This window comes from Bradyrhizobium sp. 18BD, from assembly GCF_054185225.1.
Genome location: NZ_JAVAYL010000004.1, coordinates 410,679 through 426,637, shown reverse-complemented (window position 1 = coordinate 426,637; position 15,959 = coordinate 410,679). Strand labels below are relative to the sequence as shown.

23 protein-coding genes and 2 pseudogenes are annotated in these 15,959 nt (G+C 60.3%); 13 read left to right on the top strand and 12 right to left on the bottom strand.

Annotated elements, in window-relative coordinates:
• Nucleotides 1–18: 18 nt before the first annotated feature.
• The 3 genes from RAD16_RS10505 to RAD16_RS10495 all read right to left on the bottom strand — a co-directional run bounded on the left by RAD16_RS10505 (nucleotide 19) and on the right by RAD16_RS10495 (nucleotide 1,609).
• Entirely contained in the window at nucleotides 19–228 is a 210-nt protein-coding gene (locus RAD16_RS10505; RefSeq protein WP_458157779.1) for a hypothetical protein, read from the bottom strand.
• Between the two features lie 305 nt (nucleotides 229–533).
• Nucleotides 534–920 (bottom strand): NUDIX hydrolase, encoded by a 387-nt coding sequence (locus tag RAD16_RS10500; protein WP_458157778.1) that lies wholly within the window; start codon nucleotides 918–920, stop codon nucleotides 534–536.
• A 497-nt stretch (nucleotides 921–1,417) separates the two neighbouring features.
• Complete coding sequence (locus tag RAD16_RS10495; RefSeq protein ID WP_458157777.1) at nucleotides 1,418–1,609, bottom strand: DUF3606 domain-containing protein; 192 nt, start codon at nucleotides 1,607–1,609, stop codon at nucleotides 1,418–1,420.
• A 140-nt stretch (nucleotides 1,610–1,749) separates the two neighbouring features.
• Here RAD16_RS10495 and ligD point away from each other — a divergent pair, with 140 nt between their 5' ends.
• The 4 genes from ligD (at nucleotide 1,750) to RAD16_RS10475 (ending at nucleotide 3,745) form a co-directional block, all read left to right on the top strand.
• A complete protein-coding gene (gene ligD / locus RAD16_RS10490) occupies nucleotides 1,750–2,670 on the top strand; it encodes a non-homologous end-joining DNA ligase (RefSeq protein ID WP_458157776.1) in 921 nt (306 codons plus the stop codon).
• On the top strand, nucleotides 2,671–2,898 hold the full coding sequence (locus RAD16_RS10485; protein ID WP_458157775.1) for a hypothetical protein: 228 nt from the start codon (nucleotides 2,671–2,673) through the stop codon (nucleotides 2,896–2,898).
• Nucleotides 2,895–3,263: a hypothetical protein gene (locus RAD16_RS10480; protein ID WP_458157774.1), complete on the top strand. Its 369-nt coding sequence runs from the start codon at nucleotides 2,895–2,897 to the stop codon at nucleotides 3,261–3,263. The genes RAD16_RS10485 and RAD16_RS10480 overlap by 4 nt, the downstream gene beginning before the upstream one ends.
• Before the next feature lie 224 nt (nucleotides 3,264–3,487).
• On the top strand, nucleotides 3,488–3,745 hold the full coding sequence (locus RAD16_RS10475) for a hypothetical protein (RefSeq protein ID WP_458157773.1): 258 nt from the start codon (nucleotides 3,488–3,490) through the stop codon (nucleotides 3,743–3,745).
• A 109-nt stretch (nucleotides 3,746–3,854) separates the two neighbouring features.
• Here the strand turns inward: RAD16_RS10475 and RAD16_RS10470 are convergent, their stop codons facing one another.
• Nucleotides 3,855–4,226 (bottom strand): response regulator, encoded by a 372-nt coding sequence (locus tag RAD16_RS10470; RefSeq protein WP_458157772.1) that lies wholly within the window; start codon nucleotides 4,224–4,226, stop codon nucleotides 3,855–3,857.
• Nucleotides 4,227–4,277: 51 nt separating this feature from the next.
• Entirely contained in the window at nucleotides 4,278–4,493 is a 216-nt protein-coding gene (locus RAD16_RS10465; protein ID WP_458157771.1) for a hypothetical protein, read from the bottom strand.
• A 385-nt stretch (nucleotides 4,494–4,878) separates the two neighbouring features.
• Here RAD16_RS10465 and RAD16_RS10460 point away from each other — a divergent pair, with 385 nt between their 5' ends.
• The 3 genes from RAD16_RS10460 to RAD16_RS10450 all read left to right on the top strand — a co-directional run bounded on the left by RAD16_RS10460 (nucleotide 4,879) and on the right by RAD16_RS10450 (nucleotide 9,775).
• A complete protein-coding gene (locus RAD16_RS10460) occupies nucleotides 4,879–5,106 on the top strand; it encodes a hypothetical protein (protein WP_458157770.1) in 228 nt (75 codons plus the stop codon).
• A 486-nt stretch (nucleotides 5,107–5,592) separates the two neighbouring features.
• Entirely contained in the window at nucleotides 5,593–8,100 is a 2,508-nt protein-coding gene (locus tag RAD16_RS10455; protein ID WP_458157769.1) for an arylsulfatase, read from the top strand.
• Nucleotides 8,101–8,164: 64 nt separating this feature from the next.
• A complete protein-coding gene (locus RAD16_RS10450) occupies nucleotides 8,165–9,775 on the top strand; it encodes a DUF1254 domain-containing protein (RefSeq protein WP_458157768.1) in 1,611 nt (536 codons plus the stop codon).
• Nucleotides 9,776–9,974: 199 nt separating this feature from the next.
• Here RAD16_RS10450 and RAD16_RS10445 read toward each other — a convergent pair.
• The 4 genes and pseudogenes from RAD16_RS10445 to RAD16_RS10430 all read right to left on the bottom strand — a co-directional run.
• A pseudogene (locus tag RAD16_RS10445) lies at nucleotides 9,975–10,936 on the bottom strand (transposase); the annotation flags it as partial.
• A gap of 90 nt (nucleotides 10,937–11,026) precedes the next feature.
• Complete coding sequence (locus RAD16_RS10440) at nucleotides 11,027–11,260, bottom strand: hypothetical protein (protein ID WP_458157767.1); 234 nt, start codon at nucleotides 11,258–11,260, stop codon at nucleotides 11,027–11,029.
• A gap of 10 nt (nucleotides 11,261–11,270) precedes the next feature.
• A complete protein-coding gene (locus tag RAD16_RS10435; RefSeq protein WP_458157766.1) occupies nucleotides 11,271–11,573 on the bottom strand; it encodes a plasmid stabilization protein in 303 nt (100 codons plus the stop codon).
• Nucleotides 11,574–11,613: 40 nt separating this feature from the next.
• The gene (locus tag RAD16_RS10430) at nucleotides 11,614–11,817 is read right to left on the bottom strand and encodes a DUF3072 domain-containing protein (RefSeq protein ID WP_458157765.1); all 204 of its coding nucleotides are present in this window, start codon (nucleotides 11,815–11,817) and stop codon (nucleotides 11,614–11,616) included.
• Between the two features lie 61 nt (nucleotides 11,818–11,878).
• Here RAD16_RS10430 and RAD16_RS10425 point away from each other — a divergent pair, with 61 nt between their 5' ends.
• Nucleotides 11,879–12,136 (top strand): hypothetical protein, encoded by a 258-nt coding sequence (locus RAD16_RS10425; RefSeq protein ID WP_458157809.1) that lies wholly within the window; start codon nucleotides 11,879–11,881, stop codon nucleotides 12,134–12,136.
• Between the two features lie 51 nt (nucleotides 12,137–12,187).
• Here the strand turns inward: RAD16_RS10425 and RAD16_RS10420 are convergent.
• Nucleotides 12,188–12,584: pseudogene (locus tag RAD16_RS10420) on the bottom strand (hypothetical protein).
• 20 nt (nucleotides 12,585–12,604) lie between these two features.
• On the bottom strand, nucleotides 12,605–12,805 hold the full coding sequence (locus tag RAD16_RS10415) for a hypothetical protein (protein WP_458157764.1): 201 nt from the start codon (nucleotides 12,803–12,805) through the stop codon (nucleotides 12,605–12,607).
• Between the two features lie 274 nt (nucleotides 12,806–13,079).
• On the opposite strand from RAD16_RS10415, the gene RAD16_RS10410 reads away from it, so the two are divergent.
• From RAD16_RS10410 to RAD16_RS10390, 5 genes are all read left to right on the top strand, one after another.
• Nucleotides 13,080–13,472: a hypothetical protein gene (locus RAD16_RS10410; protein ID WP_458157763.1), complete on the top strand. Its 393-nt coding sequence runs from the start codon at nucleotides 13,080–13,082 to the stop codon at nucleotides 13,470–13,472.
• Entirely contained in the window at nucleotides 13,444–13,650 is a 207-nt protein-coding gene (locus RAD16_RS10405; protein ID WP_458157762.1) for a hypothetical protein, read from the top strand. Before RAD16_RS10410 ends, RAD16_RS10405 begins: the two co-directional genes overlap by 29 nt.
• A 527-nt stretch (nucleotides 13,651–14,177) precedes the next feature.
• The gene (locus tag RAD16_RS10400) at nucleotides 14,178–14,453 is read left to right on the top strand and encodes a hypothetical protein (protein WP_458157761.1); all 276 of its coding nucleotides are present in this window, start codon (nucleotides 14,178–14,180) and stop codon (nucleotides 14,451–14,453) included.
• A gap of 293 nt (nucleotides 14,454–14,746) precedes the next feature.
• Nucleotides 14,747–14,968 (top strand): hypothetical protein, encoded by a 222-nt coding sequence (locus RAD16_RS10395; RefSeq protein WP_458157760.1) that lies wholly within the window; start codon nucleotides 14,747–14,749, stop codon nucleotides 14,966–14,968.
• A gap of 236 nt (nucleotides 14,969–15,204) precedes the next feature.
• Nucleotides 15,205–15,405, top strand: a complete 201-nt coding sequence (locus tag RAD16_RS10390) for a hypothetical protein (protein ID WP_458157759.1) — start codon at nucleotides 15,205–15,207, stop codon at nucleotides 15,403–15,405.
• 109 nt (nucleotides 15,406–15,514) lie between these two features.
• On the opposite strand, the gene RAD16_RS10385 is transcribed toward RAD16_RS10390, so the two are convergent.
• Entirely contained in the window at nucleotides 15,515–15,895 is a 381-nt protein-coding gene (locus RAD16_RS10385) for a PRC-barrel domain-containing protein (RefSeq protein ID WP_458157808.1), read from the bottom strand.
• Between the last annotated feature and the right edge of the window lie 64 nt (nucleotides 15,896–15,959).

The window sequence follows — 15,959 nt, the reverse complement described above, 5'->3', positions numbered from 1 at the left end:
GTGAACTTCCGGAGGGCGTCAGTTTTTCGTCAGAGGCTTCTTAGACTCCTCCGCTACCGCTTCAATATCAACGGGGGGCAGCTCGCCCGTGCGGTCCTTCAGATCGGCCGCACGCTGGATAAATCCCGACGCAACCCGCGGGTCTTTTGTTGTTTTGGCCATTCGCAGCAGCGTTGCTGCAGCTTCACGGGCGAAGGAGTTGTAACGCGGCACGTCTTTTAATCCCATCGAAGCCCCCGGGAATGAGTCCGAACCCCGGAATCTGTTCCGGTGCTTTGTACAAAAATGTACACAGGCGACGAGCACGCCTCAGCTTGGGCTGAGGCCTTCTGTCGGCATAAAAAACACTGTCGAGAACGTGATCCGAAAGGATCGGCTTCGCGCCTGCCATCTGGTTCCGGCCGAAGGGGGGTCTTCACCACTGGGGGACCGGAAGATCGTTCTGCTCGAAAAATTCCGAAGTCGGTCTTGGGCCCACAAGCGGCCAGGGGCACGAGCGCGCTCCAGCTCCGCGGCGCTGGCCGTGACACGCCCTAGCTTCGATATTTCGGAAATAGTTTGTCACGTATGTAGCGCGATGTTGGCGTCAGTCTAATGCCACGCGGCTTGCGCCATGCCGCCTTGTCGATCTCGCGCTTGTCGCCTATCTTCAATTGACCGGAGACCTTCGGCGCCACAAAGATCGCATCACTCATCCTACGCCCCGATCGGCGGTTCTTGGCCCTCACTTCTTTCCAGAGCCTCACAGCCCCAAGCTTAAGCTTGGGCAACTCTTCGCGGATTTCGCGGCGCAAGCATTTCCTCTCGCTCTCACCCAAGCGTTTGCGGCCACCGGGAAACATCCAGAGCTTGTCGCGTCGCCGCCTGACAAGGAGCACGCGCCCTTTCTTTACGACGACCAGCTTTGACGATTTGGCCATCCAAGCTCGACTCAAAATGGTTGCAGCGTCAGTATATCTACCATTTTCGAGCCTCAACGAGCCGCAATGGTCCGCCCAGAAGAGCCATAGACCGAAGTTGTCCGGATAAGAGCTGGCATTGAGCTCGGGGCAAGCTCTAACAATGCCTAGGGACTCCGCGAATGGCGCGCAAGCGCCGGTCTGCGACACATGCCATCGGGAAATGATCCTCCTGGCTAACTGCCGAGGATGGGCGACCGGCCCTACGTCCGCGTGCCATGTGGCCCCCGCCTGATAATCTGTCGCTATAGAAAGCGACTACGTCTCAGGCAGTTTCAACTGACGGGATGAAGGTGCCAAACGAATGGCCGCAGGCGCCGATTTGGAACGGCTCCTGCGGCCGGTGCCGCGACGTTCCGCACGATCGGCGCGACAGCTGCGGCGTAGCACATCGCAAGCCAATCGGCATCGACGAAGCAGTCTTTAGCCACCCTTTCAGTCGCGGCCTTGTTCGTATCTCACCTGGACCGCAGTCGTTTCTCGACCCGTTTCCGGCTGCTCCCGACCTTCTTGACCGCTTTCTTCACAGCCAGCGCCGAGCGGCCGGTCTTCTTTGCCTCGTAGCGCACCTCATAGTCCTGGCCGCCCGCAATGCGAGCGCGGTCCTGTTTGCGGCCGCGGGTCGTCTGCTTCTTCGCTTTTTTCGCCATGTCCGTTGTAACCTCCATTGCAGAGCGAAACGCGATCGGATTCACAAGGTTCCCGTGGGAATAGGCGACGCGCGCCAGAACGGAACGAATCGCCGCCGAATGATTCGAATCCGAAGTGATGTTGCGTTGGAGTAGGTCAGGTGGCGTTGCGTCGCGAGAAGCGGAAGGCGATCGGGATCAAGGCCCCGTTTCCCGGCTTCGTCGAGCCCGTGCTGGCCGAGCAGGTCGACCGCGTCCCCCGCGGCGACCGCTGGATTCACGAGATCAAATTCGACGGCTACCGCGGTCAGCTCCACATTGCCAACCACGACATCAAAATCTTCACCCGACGCGGCCTCGACTGGACGAAGCGCTTCCGCAAGGTCGCGAATGATGCCGACCTCATCGCGGCCAAATCCGCGATAATCGACGGCGAAATCATCGTGCCAGGCGAAGGCGGCAAGACCGACTTCGCGATCTTGCAAAAGAGCCTGACCGGCAAGGCCGACAATCTCAAGATGATCGCGTTCGATCTTCTGTATCTTGACGGCCGCGACCTTCGGCAACTCCCGCTGGTCGAGCGCAAGGCCGCGCTCCAGGATCTGATCGCCGGAACCCCGATCGAATACAGCGATCACTTCGACATGGACGGCGCCGAACTCTTTCGTCGGGTTTGCGCCGCCGAGCTCGAGGGGGTCGTCTCCAAGATCGCCGGCTCACCCTATGGCGGCGTGCGCGGAAATCACTGGGTCAAGACGACGTGCGCTCATCGGGAGACGCTGGCGATCGCGGGTTTCAAGATCAAGGACAACCGGTTCGACGGCATCTATGTCGGCCGGCAGAACGGGGACGAACTCGTCTACGCCGGCAAGGTCGAGCATGGGTTTGAGGACGCGGCGGTGAAGGACCTGCAGCGCAGGCTGAAAACGCTGGTGCGCGAGACACAACCCTTCACCAGACGCATCCCGAGCAGCGGCATTTGGGTCGAGCCGCGCTTAGCCGCCGAAATCGAATACCGCGCCAAGTCGGCCAGCGGCCATTTGCGGCATCCGTTTTTCAAAGGCCTGAGGGAGGATCTCTGAATGACCAAGGACGCATTCGATCAATGGTGGGAATGGGCGCGGAAGCCAGTCGACAGCGATCTTACGATTCCTGCGAATATCCATGACGCGGTGATGATCCTGACACCCGAAGAGCGGTGCGACCGTGCTATCGTCAACGAGACAGTTCGAACCGGGCGGAGCCCGCTGAGGCCGGCCGGCAGCGCAGACCGATACGGCGTGCCGCTGGCCGAGGATGAACCGGAATGACCAGGACCCGCGCACCTTCGATCGTGCCGCTCGATAGGCTCGATCGCAACATCTATCTGGTGCTCGAAGACTTTGGTGCGCATGCCGGTTGCGCGTGGCGGGAAACCGATGAGGCCGACACGGACCTGGAAACCGTGATCCGCAACATCATCAGCGGCGAATACACCTACCCCGTGCGAATTGTCGCGTTCAACGCTATCGAAGGCTGGAGCCGCGACGCGACGTCAGAGGTTGCAGATGGCGTGGCGCAGTGTGTGATCGACACAGATGCCGAAGTCTCGCCTGCGTTACAGGCGTTCATCGCAGCCAACACCTCGCGACCCTTCAACGTGCAGCTGTCGCTCCCCTTGCGAGAGATCGCCTGAGCACATCTTCACGGATTCTCAAAAATGGCGCTTGATCAACGTACACTGGTCCCTTCGCCGACCTTCCTGCCCGCCTGAAGCTGACGTCCGATAACCGCTCCTTAGCGGACTCCAAATGCCAATCTCTGACCTGTTGCGCCGCCCCAAGGCGGACACCGCGAGTTTCATTCGGAACTGAAGCGGGTACTAGCCTGTTGGTTCGGTCAGCCAAGCGGAGTCTCGCGATGCGGATCATTCTGATAACGGCGGTTGGCTGGGCGTTGTCTTGCGGATTTTCGGCAGCACAGAACGACCCCAAGGACATGGCAACCGAACGCCCGGCACCAGAAGAAAAAGGTCAATTGCAGCCACAAGGTTGGACCGGACCGCTGGATACGAAATCGGGTGGCGCGCCGCCGGAAAGCCCACAAGGTCAAAGCCCACCAGGAATGCAGGCGGCGCCGGACGGATCAACCAAAGTGGTGACCGAACCACGTAAGTAAGTCCCACCGGGTTTGTCGTCGAGAACCGCCCCGCAACGTCTGTCCGTGGCCCTTTTAGCCGACCTCGCGGCCCGCCCGTGGCTGACGTCCGACTAAATTCCGGTCCCTGTCAGCGTGAGCTCGTCGTTCCATTCGATTGAGCTGCGTCAATCGTGCGATTGAGTTCATCGGGCGAGCACGGCTTTCTCAGAACGGGAATGTTCTTGAACGCATCGGGCACACCTGCCGAGCCATAGCCACTGAGAAAAATAAAGGGCAACCCCCGCCCGGCAACAACCTCGGCAACAGGCTGCACGCTATTTCCCTGTAAATCGATATCGAGGATTGCGAGGTCGTATCCCTCAATTTCGGCAAGAGACCGCCCCTCGTTGATGCTTCCTGCCTCGGCAATGACGGTGTGCCCGAGTTCCTCCAGCATATCGACGACCATCATTCGAATGAGCGCCTCGTCTTCTACAACGAATATTGATGCCTGGTTCATACGAGTTGTCTCTTCAAGCAAAGGTGGTGGACGAGGAGCCGGACCATTGACTCATGGCTGCAGCATCCAAAGGAGCCGCTGCCGATCCTGATCGCGCAGGCGCTGATTTTCACGCAGCGTGTCCAACTCCAATTCGGCACTTGTCGTGTCCTCACCTTCGCGCTTCAAGTCGACGAGCTGTCGCTCCAGTTCTGCAAGCCGGCGCTCTCCTTGCACCACATCGCGCTCAACGCGACCCAGCTCGTCATAGATCGAACTTCTATCCATCAGAGCGCTCCAAGCAATGCTATCAGGGGCTCGGCATAACAGCACGCCTGCCGCTCCTTCCTCATCACCTTGCCGGCCGCGTTTCGGCCTTCGGGTTGCCGGACTCCCAGGGAGCCGGAAGGATGACGCGTATCGGACGAGCTTCGGTCGAGCTCTGCGTGTCGGACGGAGCTTGCTCCTTTGTCGGCTCGGCCAAGGCGACCGACATCAAGGCGACGGACATTGCTACGCAAGTTGCAACCAGCCGTACATCCAGCATCGAAGCCTCCTCCGTTCGACGCGATAACGCAGCGCCGACAGGGAAGTTCGACTCAATCGGGAACAACTGGCAATTTTCTGAGTTTACGAAACGAGCCCGATGGATGGGCTAATGGAGGAGGACTGAATGAATATCAAAACGATGATCGCCGTCGCCGTGCTGACGTCAGTGGCAGCGCCTGCGTTTGCGCAATCGTTCTACATCGTGCAGGACGTGAAGACGAAGAAGTGCACGATCACTGAATCGAAGCCGACGACCACGGAAACGACGGTGGTCAGCGGCGACACGGTCTACAAGACCCGCGCCGAAGCTGAAACCGGCATGAAGACGGTCAAGGTCTGCACGTCGAACTAACGAGGGAGTTCGATGCCCGTACTCTTGCTTTGGGCCGTGATCGTCCTCGGTGGCGGCGTTTATCTGATTGGCCACATGCACTAACCGGCTTGGCGTTGTGGGCAATTTTCATTCCCACAGCGCCAGCCGCCACGTTGCCCCCTAGCGTCCGACAACCGCCCTTAGCGGACTCCAGGGCTGGAAGCCCCTGCCCCGCTGGCTTCCGCTTCTGACCCTGGCTGTGTGAAAACTCAAAAATCAAAACGCGACGAAGAACGATGTTCTTCAGCTCAACCTCTAAGTTGAATTCGCTTGTGCGTTGAGCGGCTAACGTGGTCTTGGACGAATAACTTGTTCTACCGCGATTGAGCGTCTTCGCGTTTTCACACAGCCAAGACCCAAAGCGAGCATCCCGGAGACAATGCATTCGCTACAACCCTTGATCTAAATCAAAGGAAATGTCCACTCGGGCCCGATCGTCAATTGCTCAAGCGGAGGATCGGGATTATGAAGCGCGATTTTCTTGCGGCCACAGCAGCTCTCCTCACACTAGGTTGTCTCACGGCCTCAGCTCAGCAGGTCACAGGCGTTTTGGGATCACCCAGCGCCACCACGACAATAGACGGCAAACAGCTTCCAGCTCCCGATCCGAAGTTTGGCGGCGTCATCAGAGATGATGCGTTGCAATCCAAACCTTGGTGGGCGCCACGCATTGTTCCGCCACAGAGCGCTCCCAACGTTCTGCTGATCATCACAGATGACGCGGGATTCGGTGTGCCAAGCACTTTCGGAGGCGTGATCCCGACGCCGACAATGGACCGGATCGCAAACGAGGGCCTGCGCTACAACCGCGTCTTTTCCACGGCGCTCTGCTCGCCGACCCGTGCGGCGCTGATCACCGGGCGCAATCACCATTCGGCGGGTTTCGGCGTTATCTCGGAGCAGTCAACCGGCTTCCCGGGCTACAACAGCATTATCGGCAAGGACAAGGCGACGATTGGACGGATGCTGCTTGACAACGGCTACGCCACGTCGTGGTTTGGCAAGGATCACAACACGCCGGCGTTCGCGGCCAGCCAGGTCGGCCCGTTCGACCAATGGCCAACCGGCATGGGGTTCGAGTACTTCTACGGTTTCGTCGGCGGCGATGCCAATCAGTGGCAGCCGAACCTCTTCCGCAACACGACGCAGATCTATCCGTTCTTGGGCAAGCCGCCTGGCACCTGGAACTTGGTCACTGCGATGGCCGATGATGCCATCGACTGGATGACGCGGATACACCAGACCGACCCGAGCAAGCCGATCTTCATCAAGTACGCCCCCGGCGCCACGCACGCGCCGCACCACCCGACTAAGGAGTGGGTGGACAAGATCAGCGCGATGCACCTGTTCGACGACGGTTATGAGAAGGTGCGCGAGCGCATCTTGGAGAACCAGAAGCGGCTCGGCGTGATCCCGAAGGACACCAAGCTGGCACCATGGCCCAAGGAGATGTTGAAGCCTTGGGACCAGTTGAGCGCCGAGGAGAAGAAGCTCTTTATCCGGCAGGTCGAGGTCTACGCCGCCTACGCTGCATATAACGACCACGAGATTGGCCGCGTGATCCAGCACCTCCAGGATCTTGGCCGCTTCGACAATACGCTTGTCATCTACATCAACGGCGATAACGGCACCAGCGCCGAGGGCGGACCGCTGGGCACCCCAAACGAGGTGGCCTTCTTCAACGGCTTGAACGAGCTGCCGGTTGACGTGCAGATGAGGTTCTATGACGTCTGGGGCACCGAGCAGACCTACAACCACATGTCCGCGGGCTGGTCGTGGGCGTTTGACACGCCGTTCGACTGGTTCAAGCAGAACGCCTCAAGGCTCGGCGGCATCAACCAGAACATGGTGGTGTCGTGGCCGGCGCGCATTAAGGATCAGGGCGCCTTGCGCGAGCAATTCGTTCACGTGATCGATATCGTGCCGACGATCCTCGAGTCCGCCGGCATTCAGGCTCCGGATTATGTGGATGGCATCAAGCAGGCGCCGATCGAGGGCACGAGTTTTGCCTACACGTTCGATGGGCCGAACGCCAAAGTGCGATCGCGGCATGAGACCCAGTACTTCGAGATGATGGGCCAGTGGGCGCTCTATCATGACGGCTGGATAATGAGCACCAAGGTCAATCGCGCCCCCTGGCAGGCGTTCGGGCCAGCCAATCTGGATCCGTTGAACAACCAGATCCTGCAACTCTATGACCTGACAAAGGACTTCAGCCAGGTCGATGACATCGCCGCCACGAACCCGGACAAGGTCAAGGAGATGAAAGACATGTTCATCGCCGAGGCCAAGAAGTATCAAGTCTTCCCGCTGGATGCGTCGGTCGCGGCACGTATCATTGCCCCGCGGCCGAATATCACCGCCGGCCGCAAGGAGTTTGTGTACACGCGGCCGATGACGGGACTGCCGCAGGGGGACTCACCGCTGCTGCTCAATACCTCCTACACGATCACCGCCGATATCGACGTGCCGCAAGGTGATGCCGAGGGCATGATCCTGACCTCGGGCGGGCGGTTCGCCGGTTACGGCTTCTACCTGTTGAAGGGCAAGCCGGTGTTCCTGTGGAATCTGGTGGACCTCGAACGGATCAAGTGGGAAGGCCCGGATGCGCTGTCGCCTGGCCGCCACACAGTCGAGTTCGGCTTCAACTATGACGGCGTCGGCGTCGAGACACTCGAGTACAACAACTTCAGCGGTCTCGCCCAACCCGGTACCGGCACGCTGAAAGTGGATGGCAAGGAAGTCGCCACGAAGAAGATGGCGAAGACGCTGCCGATGATCCTGCAGTGGGACGAGAGCTTCGACATCGGCTCCGACACGCTCACCGGCGTGAACGATGCCGACTACAAGCCGCCGTTCCCGCTGACGGCCAAGCTCAACAAGCTGACGATCAAGGTCGATCGGCCGCAACTCTCGCCCGCCGACATCAAGAGATTGCAGGCGGCGATGCAGGAGAAGGCCAAGGCCGAATGAGAAGAGCCGCGTTCGGCGGTAGCGCGGTCGTGGGAACGGTTGGTTCGGGCACTGGGAGGATGCGATGAAGCAGCTCAGATGCGTTGTCACAGTCATGGCCTGCATCGCATTACCCCATTTGACCGCCGCCCAGACGGCACCCGCGATTCCGCCGGCGATCAGCACGCCGGATAGGGTCGAATCACGCCTCGGCACGCTCGAGTTCAAGGACGGCGCGCCAAGCAAGGCGACCGTCGACAAGGCCTATGACAACCTCGACTTCACGCACGCGTTTCGCGCGTTCGTGGACACGTTGCAGGGCGTCAGCATCCGGGCGTTGCACAAAGGCCTTCTGAGTGCTGGAGTGAAGGACAACGAGGTCATCGTCTTTTCCGAACTGATGGATGCCAAGTCGCTATTCCTCACCGCCAACGCGGATACCGTCTATGCATTCGGTGTGCTCGATCTCACCAAAGGGCCGGTGGTGCTGGAGGTGCCTCCAAAGTTTCTCGGTGCCATCGACGACTACTGGTTCCGTTGGGTCACCGACATCGGCGCGCCCGGCGGCGACCGGGGTGAAGGTGGAAAATATCTGATCCTGCCGCCGGGCTATGATGGTTCGACGCCAGACGGCGGCTTCTTTGTCGCCCGCGCCCGGACGACCCGTGTGATATGGTTCGGCCGGGCGTTTCTTGAGAACAAGAATGACCCGAAGCCTGCCGCCGAATCGATCAGGAAGTTCACCAAAGTGTACCCGTACGAGCCCGGCGGCCTCGGTACTCCCATCGCCGAGTTCCTGGCGGGCAAGGCCCAGCTCGGACGGATCACTCCACCGCCGCCGACCATCTTCCACGAAGGTAGCGGCAAAGTGATGGACACCATTCCTCCCAACGACTTCAGCTACTTCGAGCTGCTCAACGAGGTTGTGCAACAGGAGCCGGCCACCGCGCTCGACCCCGAGCTGATGGGGCCATTGGCCGCTATTGGCATCGTTAAGGGCAAACCCTTCGCGCCCGATGCGCGGATGAAGAAGATTATCGGCGAAGCGGTCCGGATCGCCAATGCCACCTCGCGTAGCTTGTGCTTCAATCCACGCGATCCCGCTTGGTTTTATTACCCAGACTCGGTGTGGTGGAACTTTCTGTTCGAGACGGGTTACCAGTTCGAGACGCCGATACCGCTGGTCACGCGCGAAGGCGCTAAGCCTTTCCCGCCCACGGGCTATCGCACGCTTGATGCGCGGTCGAGCTTCTTTTATTGCGCTACTGGCATTTCGCCTGGGATGGCCATGCGGCTGCCGGGCATCGGCTCGCAGTACCTTTTTGCGAGCGTAGACGCCAACAAGCAGTACTTCGACGGCGCCAAGACCTACAAGGTCACGCTTCCCAAGGACATTCCAGAAGCGAACTTCTGGTCCTTCACCCTGTACGACAATCAGTCGCGGTCGATGCTGGATACACCCCAGCGCTACCCGCTCGCTGGCAGCCAGAGCTATCCTTCACCCGCAGCCGAAGCGAATGCCGACGGCAGCACCACCGTCTACTTCAGCCCGCAGCAGCCTCTGGGTATTAAGCGCGGGAACTGGATTCAGACGGTCCCTGGCAAGGGATATTTCGTGATCCTTCGCCTCTACAGTCCTATGGAACCGTTCTTCGCGAAGACATGGCGGGTGAGCGAAGTTGAAATGGTTCAGTAGGAGCCTCGGCAAATGCGAGACGACAGCGCTGCCAACCTGAACAAGGGGCCAGCGGGGACAGAAGACCGATATAGCCGATGTCTGCTCGTGGCCGATTTTGTTGCAAAAGTCGGCTGTAACCGACGGATGTCTTTCGGCCATTCGATAAGCCGACCGGCTTTCGTCCGCCGACCCTGACGCTCTCAACGCAACTCCTACGCTACGCAATGCACAGGGCATGAGCGGGTGGCGGTCGCGCAACGAACGACGCGAGGCGCCTCAGATTTTGAGCGATGGCAGCCAGAACAAACTCGTCCTGGGCGCCCCGTGGGCCACGAAGCCGAGGCCGACCAAGCCTCAGGATGCGCTTCAAGTGTGCAAACTGCATCTCGATCTTCTTGCGCTGACGTCGCGACGTCTCGAAACCCTCGGTGCCAGCGAATGAGCGGGCGACGTCGCGGGCGTGCTCATTTATGTCGCGCGGGATCTTGCGCGATGGTTCTTTTGGACAGCACTGCGGTTTAAGCGGGCATGCGTCGCAGTCGAGCTTGCTCGCATGATACAGAAGCGTTTTGCCCTCGTGCACGGTGCCGCTCGTCCCGAGCTGCTTTCCGCCCGGGCAGTGGTAGACGTCGCAGGTCGGATCATATCGAAAGTCGCTGCGTGAGAAGGTGCCGTCATCTCGCTTCGACTTGTCGAACACGGGGATATGTGGCGCGATGCCCTTCTCCTCGACCAGCCAGTTCAGCATCGGAGCAGCCCCGTAAGCGGTATCCCCGACGAGCCGCTCCGGCTTGAGGCCAAAGCGTTCCTAACGATGACGCCGAACTTCACGTCGATGAGATAATTGTCGGAGTAAGCGAAGAATGCCGGTCCCTTGTGAGCTCCGGTCCACTGGGCCGCGGGATCGGACCGCGAGATGAACTTCGGAACAACGTCGCTGGCCGCGCCCCACGCCGTATCGTCGAGGGTCGCCAGATACTCCTTCACCGCGCGGCTTGACCTCGCCGGATCGCGATCCCTGCGCCAATCCTGACCCGCGATCGAGCGCTGTTTGTTGGCATCTGCCTGGATCAGGCTCGCGTCTACCGCAAAACCTTCGCCACCAACCAGACCGGCCACAATGCACGCCTCGACGATACGTTCGAATACCAAAAGAGGCTCGGCCCGCCATAGGGGGTGCCACTCGGGATCTGGCGAAATTCGCCGAGCCCGGCCATACGCCATGGTCGGATAGCAATGGCCGTGTCATCTCCGCGGTCGCCCAAATTCCTACACGCGATCGCGGAGATCAGTCACACCTTCCTTTTGGGCGCAGTGGTCGCAGCAATAGTAGGTGCCGCTCTTTTCCAGGCCGTGTCCCACGATGCGCGTTCCGCAATGCTTGCACGTCGGCGCCAAGGCACGAATTGCGCACTCAAAGCTGTCGAACGTGTGCGCCTGGCCGTTCATCAGCACCTGAAAAGCCTTGTCATAGTCATTGCCGCAGGTTTCGCAGGTCGGCATTGAGCCTCCTTCACGCCGCACGGCGTTTGCGAGTTTGAGCAGCCTTCTTGGCTGACCTTGAACGTTCAGCGGCTGGACGGCTGACGGACGCTTTTCCACCAAGCCTGCCGCCCTTGCGAGACGGTGAGGTGTCTTCTTCGGTGCCTCTGCCAGACCCGCTCTTCTTGCCGCCATGGGTTTCTTTGTTGACGGTCGCCCAGGCCCGCCGTTCGGCTTCCTTGTCGGGAACACCTCGGGTTTCGTAGCCTTCCTCGATGTGCTCGGCCTGTCGCTTCTGCTTGTCGGTGTAGCTTCGTTTGTCTCCGCGTGGCATCACGACCTCCTTTGACAAATATCGCTTTTTCCTGCTGCTCCTATTTGACGCCCGCCTTCTTGCGCATTTCGTCAATGAGCTTGGACGCTTCCGCCTTGGTCAGATCCTTCCGGAGCGTGAAGGACTGCTGTGCTTGTTCTGACAGGATCTGCAGGTGGGACGCCTGGGCGTCGGTCGGCTCATCCCCCGACACCCAATCGTCGGGATCCTTTTGAATATCGGCAGCGCTTTCCTTGGTGCTCATGGCCGTCTCTTCGCGCAAGGAACGGCGGAGTTCACCAATTGTTCCTATTCCAGTCTGGTCAATGCAGATTGCCGGGAGCGCGTTTGCGCGGGCCGCCGAGATATCTCAGTTTGTATTCGTCCCAACCGACGACGGCGTCGCGCCAGCAGAGGCGACGGAATGCCTCATCGCCAACGCGGCCGTCATGCGCGCCGAGGCGCTTTCGCGCGAGGCCGGCCATGTCGGTGCGCTCGCCTTCTCACGGACGGGAGACCCATCCAGCGGCGACTTCGGCGACGCCAAGGCGATCCGGAGGTTCGGCGAGGTGCCGGACGACTGAGCGCGCTCTGAAGGTCGAGCGGCCTGAATTTTCGCGGGTCGCAGAGGAATCTCAGGAGGCGTTCGTCTGAACACCTTCACGAGCGATCCGCTGCCGCTGTCGGCGTTCGCGGCGTCGCCGCCCCCTTTGCGCCGGAAGGCCGGCGCTGCGGGGCCGGGCCGACGGAGCTTCTTCGGCCACAGGCTCAGGATCGCACGGACGAGCTTCTATAAACTCAAGCACCGCGCGCCCCTTTTTGAGTAACGCGCCACCCGCCATTCAGGCGCTCGACGAGCGCTTGCGAGAATCTGTCCAGATCGAGGACGCGGGCTCCTAGGCGCTTGGTTCGCTCGGCCCAGTCGCGTCCGCTGGTCGCAAGAATGGCCATGTCGCGCTTGAGGTCGGCCATCACAGCGAAGCCGTCCGGGTAGCTGACCAGTACCTTCAGCACGGTGACCTGGAAATTCACCTCTTAGCCCCTCTCGGGACCTAGCGCCACATCGTCGGGGCTTCGGAGAGCGCCTCGCGGCCGACCTGCTTAAGGCTGTCCGGAGATGCCTCACCGCGAGTGGCGGCTTCCAGAATCCTCGAGGCCACATGGGTGCGGGCGCCTGTTTCGGACCGGGAAACCTTTTCGCAGACTTCGTCCAGGACCGCGCGCAAAAGTGCAGTCGTAGCAGGATCGAACATGGGAAACCCCCAAGAAGAAAAAACTAACCTATCGCAATCGCTACAGCGTCAAATTCAACAGTGTTAGAAAAACTCCCGAAACTCTACATTTCCGCTTGGATTTGGCAATAGCCCGAAAATGCATGTCGCTTGCCGAGGTCGTAGGGTACCTTTATGTCAGTGCAGTGCACGCAATGAGCACCGATCAGGTTCAGCGCCGAACGCATAAAGAAATTCATCTCGCGAGCAGAATATCGCGAACTTCGAAAGGCTTCTGGCCGGAACGAGCAACCCTGTGCTGCAGCGGACGCTCGAAGAGCTGCTGGCCACCAACAGGCGCGAACTGGCGCTGCTGAATGCCGAAAGACAGGGCGCGCAGAGATCGCCGATCGGACCCCAGCACCTGAAATCAGTCGACGCCTCAGGCGTCCGGCAGCGGCTTCTTTCCGACTTCGATGGTTCGCCGCACCCGTATATGCTGCTGGATCCCGGTCCTGGTCTGCAGATCGTCGACATCAATGCGGCCTACGCCGCAGCGACCTTCACCGACCGCGACGTCGTCGCGCGACGGTCGCTGTTCGAGATATTTCCCGATAATCGAACGATCCACTCGCTGACGTTCGCTGCGAACTGCGGTGCGGACTGGCCGTGCGCATGCGATGGCGGTTCAACGCTACGACATCCGTGATCCGGACGGCACGTTCCGCGAACGCTACTGGCAGCCGATTAACTCGCCGATCCGCGACGAGGACGGACGGCTCGTGTTTCTGCTGCACCACGTCGAGGACGTGACGCATCAGGTGGAGGCTGAACGCCGGTCGGCTGAGCGCTTCGCTCGCCTAGCAACTTGCCGGTGGTGCTGTTGACGAAATGCAGCGAGGCGCAGGCAGGACACCACACGGGAATGTGGGTGTCTTCGGTCTCCGAACTCTTCGGCCGGGCATCGTCCAGCCGATGCTGGACATTCATGCCCGTGCGTGGGCACTTGAAAAGGATCTGGCGCGGCATGCCCACTTCATGCTCTTGAATCAGACCCGGGGAAATTGCGGTTGACTACTTAAGGCCCATCCCGGCGTTTGCGGTGGGTCAAGGCAAGTGGTGCGCCCATTCCTATGCTTGGCGCCGCATTGGGTGCTAGGCGCTTCGGTACGGCGAAGCAAAGCCCAGGACCTCTAGGCACCCCGGGCGCGGCTTAGGTGCAAGGCCAGACGACCGCGACCAGGGAATTGGCTCCGAGGGCGACTCAATCGGCCTCGGCGCTCCTCTGGAAGCCGGGGCTGATTTGCGTTCCGCTCTACTGGGTCAACGCGGCAGCAAGCGTTCTGGAACCGATTCACCCGCCGGCCGCCGTCAGGCATAGGTACCTCGGCGGCACCTCCAGTGGGAGAGAGCCATGATGTCCACCAACGTCGACGATCTAACAGCCGTGGTGCGCCACGCGCTCGAGACGACCCGTGCGACGACGATCTGCCCCTTCCACGATGAGGTGATCATCCGCGTGGGCGACGATGCCGCTGAGAGCCATGCTTACGAACGCGCCAAGCGGGTCGTCAGGAGCGACGGGACGACATGGGAGGGAGAAGCTCTCAGGGAAGAGATCGGTCGCCAACTTGCCGTTGCCGCAGACGGACGATGCCCAAAGTGTGATCCGACCGCTTCAGGCCACTGAGGGCGCATGGCCTGATGGGTTCGTTCTGTCTTCGGCAAGCTTGGCCAGTTTGTCCGTCCCGTCGCCTCAATGGAATTTTCGATACGATCTTGTCGGTCGCCCTCGGCAGTTCGCGGTGATAGTTTCTCATTTTCCCGCCCGGCCAAAGTCAGCTCCGCGATTGGGTTAAGACCGTGGCCCGTTGAGCTGATTAAATCCAACGTTTGCGACGACATCTCTTCTCTTGAAACTCCGCGACTTCGGCCGGATACTGGATCAGGTCCTTGGCCATCAGCATTCCGAGGAGGACGATCATGGCAATCCAGATCGTGATGGACCGTTCCGGCGACAGCCGTCACCTTTTCAATCCGGACGACGAACGAGAACTCGCGAAGGCGCAGCAACGGTTCTACGAGCTCACCAATACCGGCTTCACCGCGGCAGTCCGGACCGGTCCGGGCCAGGTCTCGCAGATCCGGTCGTTCGACCCGAACGCAGAGGAGACCGTGTTCTTCCCCAGGCTGGTTGGCGGGTGATCGGTCCGCGCGCCATGTTGAGCTTCAGGCCGTCTCGCCCTGGTGAACGCTCGCGCGTGAGGGCGATCCGGGCTCTCCTCATACGACACGGCGCCGAAAGAACTCCGGAGGGTCGCTCGCTGCGGCTCTTGCGAGAGTGGCTATCGCCGGCGCAACGGACGCAGTTCGCTGCAAAGGGGTATTTCGAGGTCGTCGGTAGCGACACGGGCAAGCAGTACAGGATCTACCCCGGCGCCATGACGAACGTCTGCGAGATCGATGAAAAAGACCGCCCGACGATCGGGCTGTGTTTCCTGCCGACGGGCGAGCTGCCGATCGGAGACGTCATGCTCTCCCAGAAGATTGCGCTGGAAAGCTGCGAGAGCCGCGCGCTTGAGGTGGCCAGAAGGTTCACTCCGACCGGTTTCATGTTCCGGCGAAATCGGCTTCTTGGCTGAGCGCGCAGCCATGAACATAGCGCGAGCGGCGCGACGTGTTCTAAGCCAACGGGACAGCGCGCCCAGACTGGCACTCACGATCGGGACTTTTCAGACGCGCTGCCTATCGTTATAGGCCACCCGGTCTCGCTTCCCAGTACGTAGGCGTTCCGTAATACTGGTGGGTTCGCGTTTCCCAGTCTCGATCCTGCCACGAGTCATCGCTGAACTCAGGCGCGTCCCTCAACTGTTGTTCGGTGATATTGGTTCGAAAACCACCACGCGACGTATCATATGTCAGCGCGGCCCAGGGAATGGGGTAATGGCTGTGACCCAACCCGACAAATCCGCCAAAGCTCATGACGGCATAAGCTACGCGACCTGACACCTTGTCGATGATGAGGTGATCAATCTCACCGATATTCTTCCCGTCTGCTCCATAAACCTCGGTTCCTTGAATGTCTTCGCTTGAGATGCATTGATGGTCCGGATGGGCTGTTGCGCGGGCCATGGCTGTCTCCCTCACAAGTGGGTTTTGTCGGCTTAACTCGGCCGCTACGGGGGCGTTCCTGGCT

Excerpts from the sequence above, each read along its gene's own strand:
- RAD16_RS10430 (WP_458157765.1), bottom strand. The coding sequence starts at position 11,817 with ATGAGCACCAAGGAAAGCGCTGCCGATATTCAAAAGGATCCCGACGAT.
- RAD16_RS10390 (WP_458157759.1), top strand. The coding sequence starts at position 15,205 with ATGACGAACGTCTGCGAGATCGATGAAAAAGACCGCCCGACGATCGGG.
- RAD16_RS10450 (WP_458157768.1), top strand. The coding sequence starts at position 8,165 with ATGAAGCAGCTCAGATGCGTTGTCACAGTCATGGCCTGCATCGCATTA.
- RAD16_RS10475 (WP_458157773.1), top strand. The coding sequence starts at position 3,488 with ATGCGGATCATTCTGATAACGGCGGTTGGCTGGGCGTTGTCTTGCGGA.
- RAD16_RS10465 (WP_458157771.1), bottom strand. The coding sequence starts at position 4,493 with ATGGATAGAAGTTCGATCTATGACGAGCTGGGTCGCGTTGAGCGCGAT.
- RAD16_RS10425 (WP_458157809.1), top strand. The coding sequence starts at position 11,879 with ATGCAGATTGCCGGGAGCGCGTTTGCGCGGGCCGCCGAGATATCTCAG.
- RAD16_RS10495 (WP_458157777.1), bottom strand. The coding sequence starts at position 1,609 with ATGGCGAAAAAAGCGAAGAAGCAGACGACCCGCGGCCGCAAACAGGAC.
- RAD16_RS10480 (WP_458157774.1), top strand. The coding sequence starts at position 2,895 with ATGACCAGGACCCGCGCACCTTCGATCGTGCCGCTCGATAGGCTCGAT.
- RAD16_RS10435 (WP_458157766.1), bottom strand. The coding sequence starts at position 11,573 with ATGCCACGCGGAGACAAACGAAGCTACACCGACAAGCAGAAGCGACAG.
- RAD16_RS10485 (WP_458157775.1), top strand. The coding sequence starts at position 2,671 with ATGACCAAGGACGCATTCGATCAATGGTGGGAATGGGCGCGGAAGCCA.
- RAD16_RS10460 (WP_458157770.1), top strand. The coding sequence starts at position 4,879 with ATGAATATCAAAACGATGATCGCCGTCGCCGTGCTGACGTCAGTGGCA.
- RAD16_RS10385 (WP_458157808.1), bottom strand. The coding sequence starts at position 15,895 with ATGGCCCGCGCAACAGCCCATCCGGACCATCAATGCATCTCAAGCGAA.
- RAD16_RS10395 (WP_458157760.1), top strand. The coding sequence starts at position 14,747 with ATGGCAATCCAGATCGTGATGGACCGTTCCGGCGACAGCCGTCACCTT.
- RAD16_RS10470 (WP_458157772.1), bottom strand. The coding sequence starts at position 4,226 with ATGAACCAGGCATCAATATTCGTTGTAGAAGACGAGGCGCTCATTCGA.
- RAD16_RS10415 (WP_458157764.1), bottom strand. The coding sequence starts at position 12,805 with ATGTTCGATCCTGCTACGACTGCACTTTTGCGCGCGGTCCTGGACGAA.
- RAD16_RS10455 (WP_458157769.1), top strand. The coding sequence starts at position 5,593 with ATGAAGCGCGATTTTCTTGCGGCCACAGCAGCTCTCCTCACACTAGGT.
- RAD16_RS10440 (WP_458157767.1), bottom strand. The coding sequence starts at position 11,260 with ATGCCGACCTGCGAAACCTGCGGCAATGACTATGACAAGGCTTTTCAG.
- RAD16_RS10400 (WP_458157761.1), top strand. The coding sequence starts at position 14,178 with ATGATGTCCACCAACGTCGACGATCTAACAGCCGTGGTGCGCCACGCG.
- RAD16_RS10405 (WP_458157762.1), top strand. The coding sequence starts at position 13,444 with ATGGCGGTTCAACGCTACGACATCCGTGATCCGGACGGCACGTTCCGC.
- RAD16_RS10505 (WP_458157779.1), bottom strand. The coding sequence starts at position 228 with ATGGGATTAAAAGACGTGCCGCGTTACAACTCCTTCGCCCGTGAAGCT.
- RAD16_RS10500 (WP_458157778.1), bottom strand. The coding sequence starts at position 920 with ATGGCCAAATCGTCAAAGCTGGTCGTCGTAAAGAAAGGGCGCGTGCTC.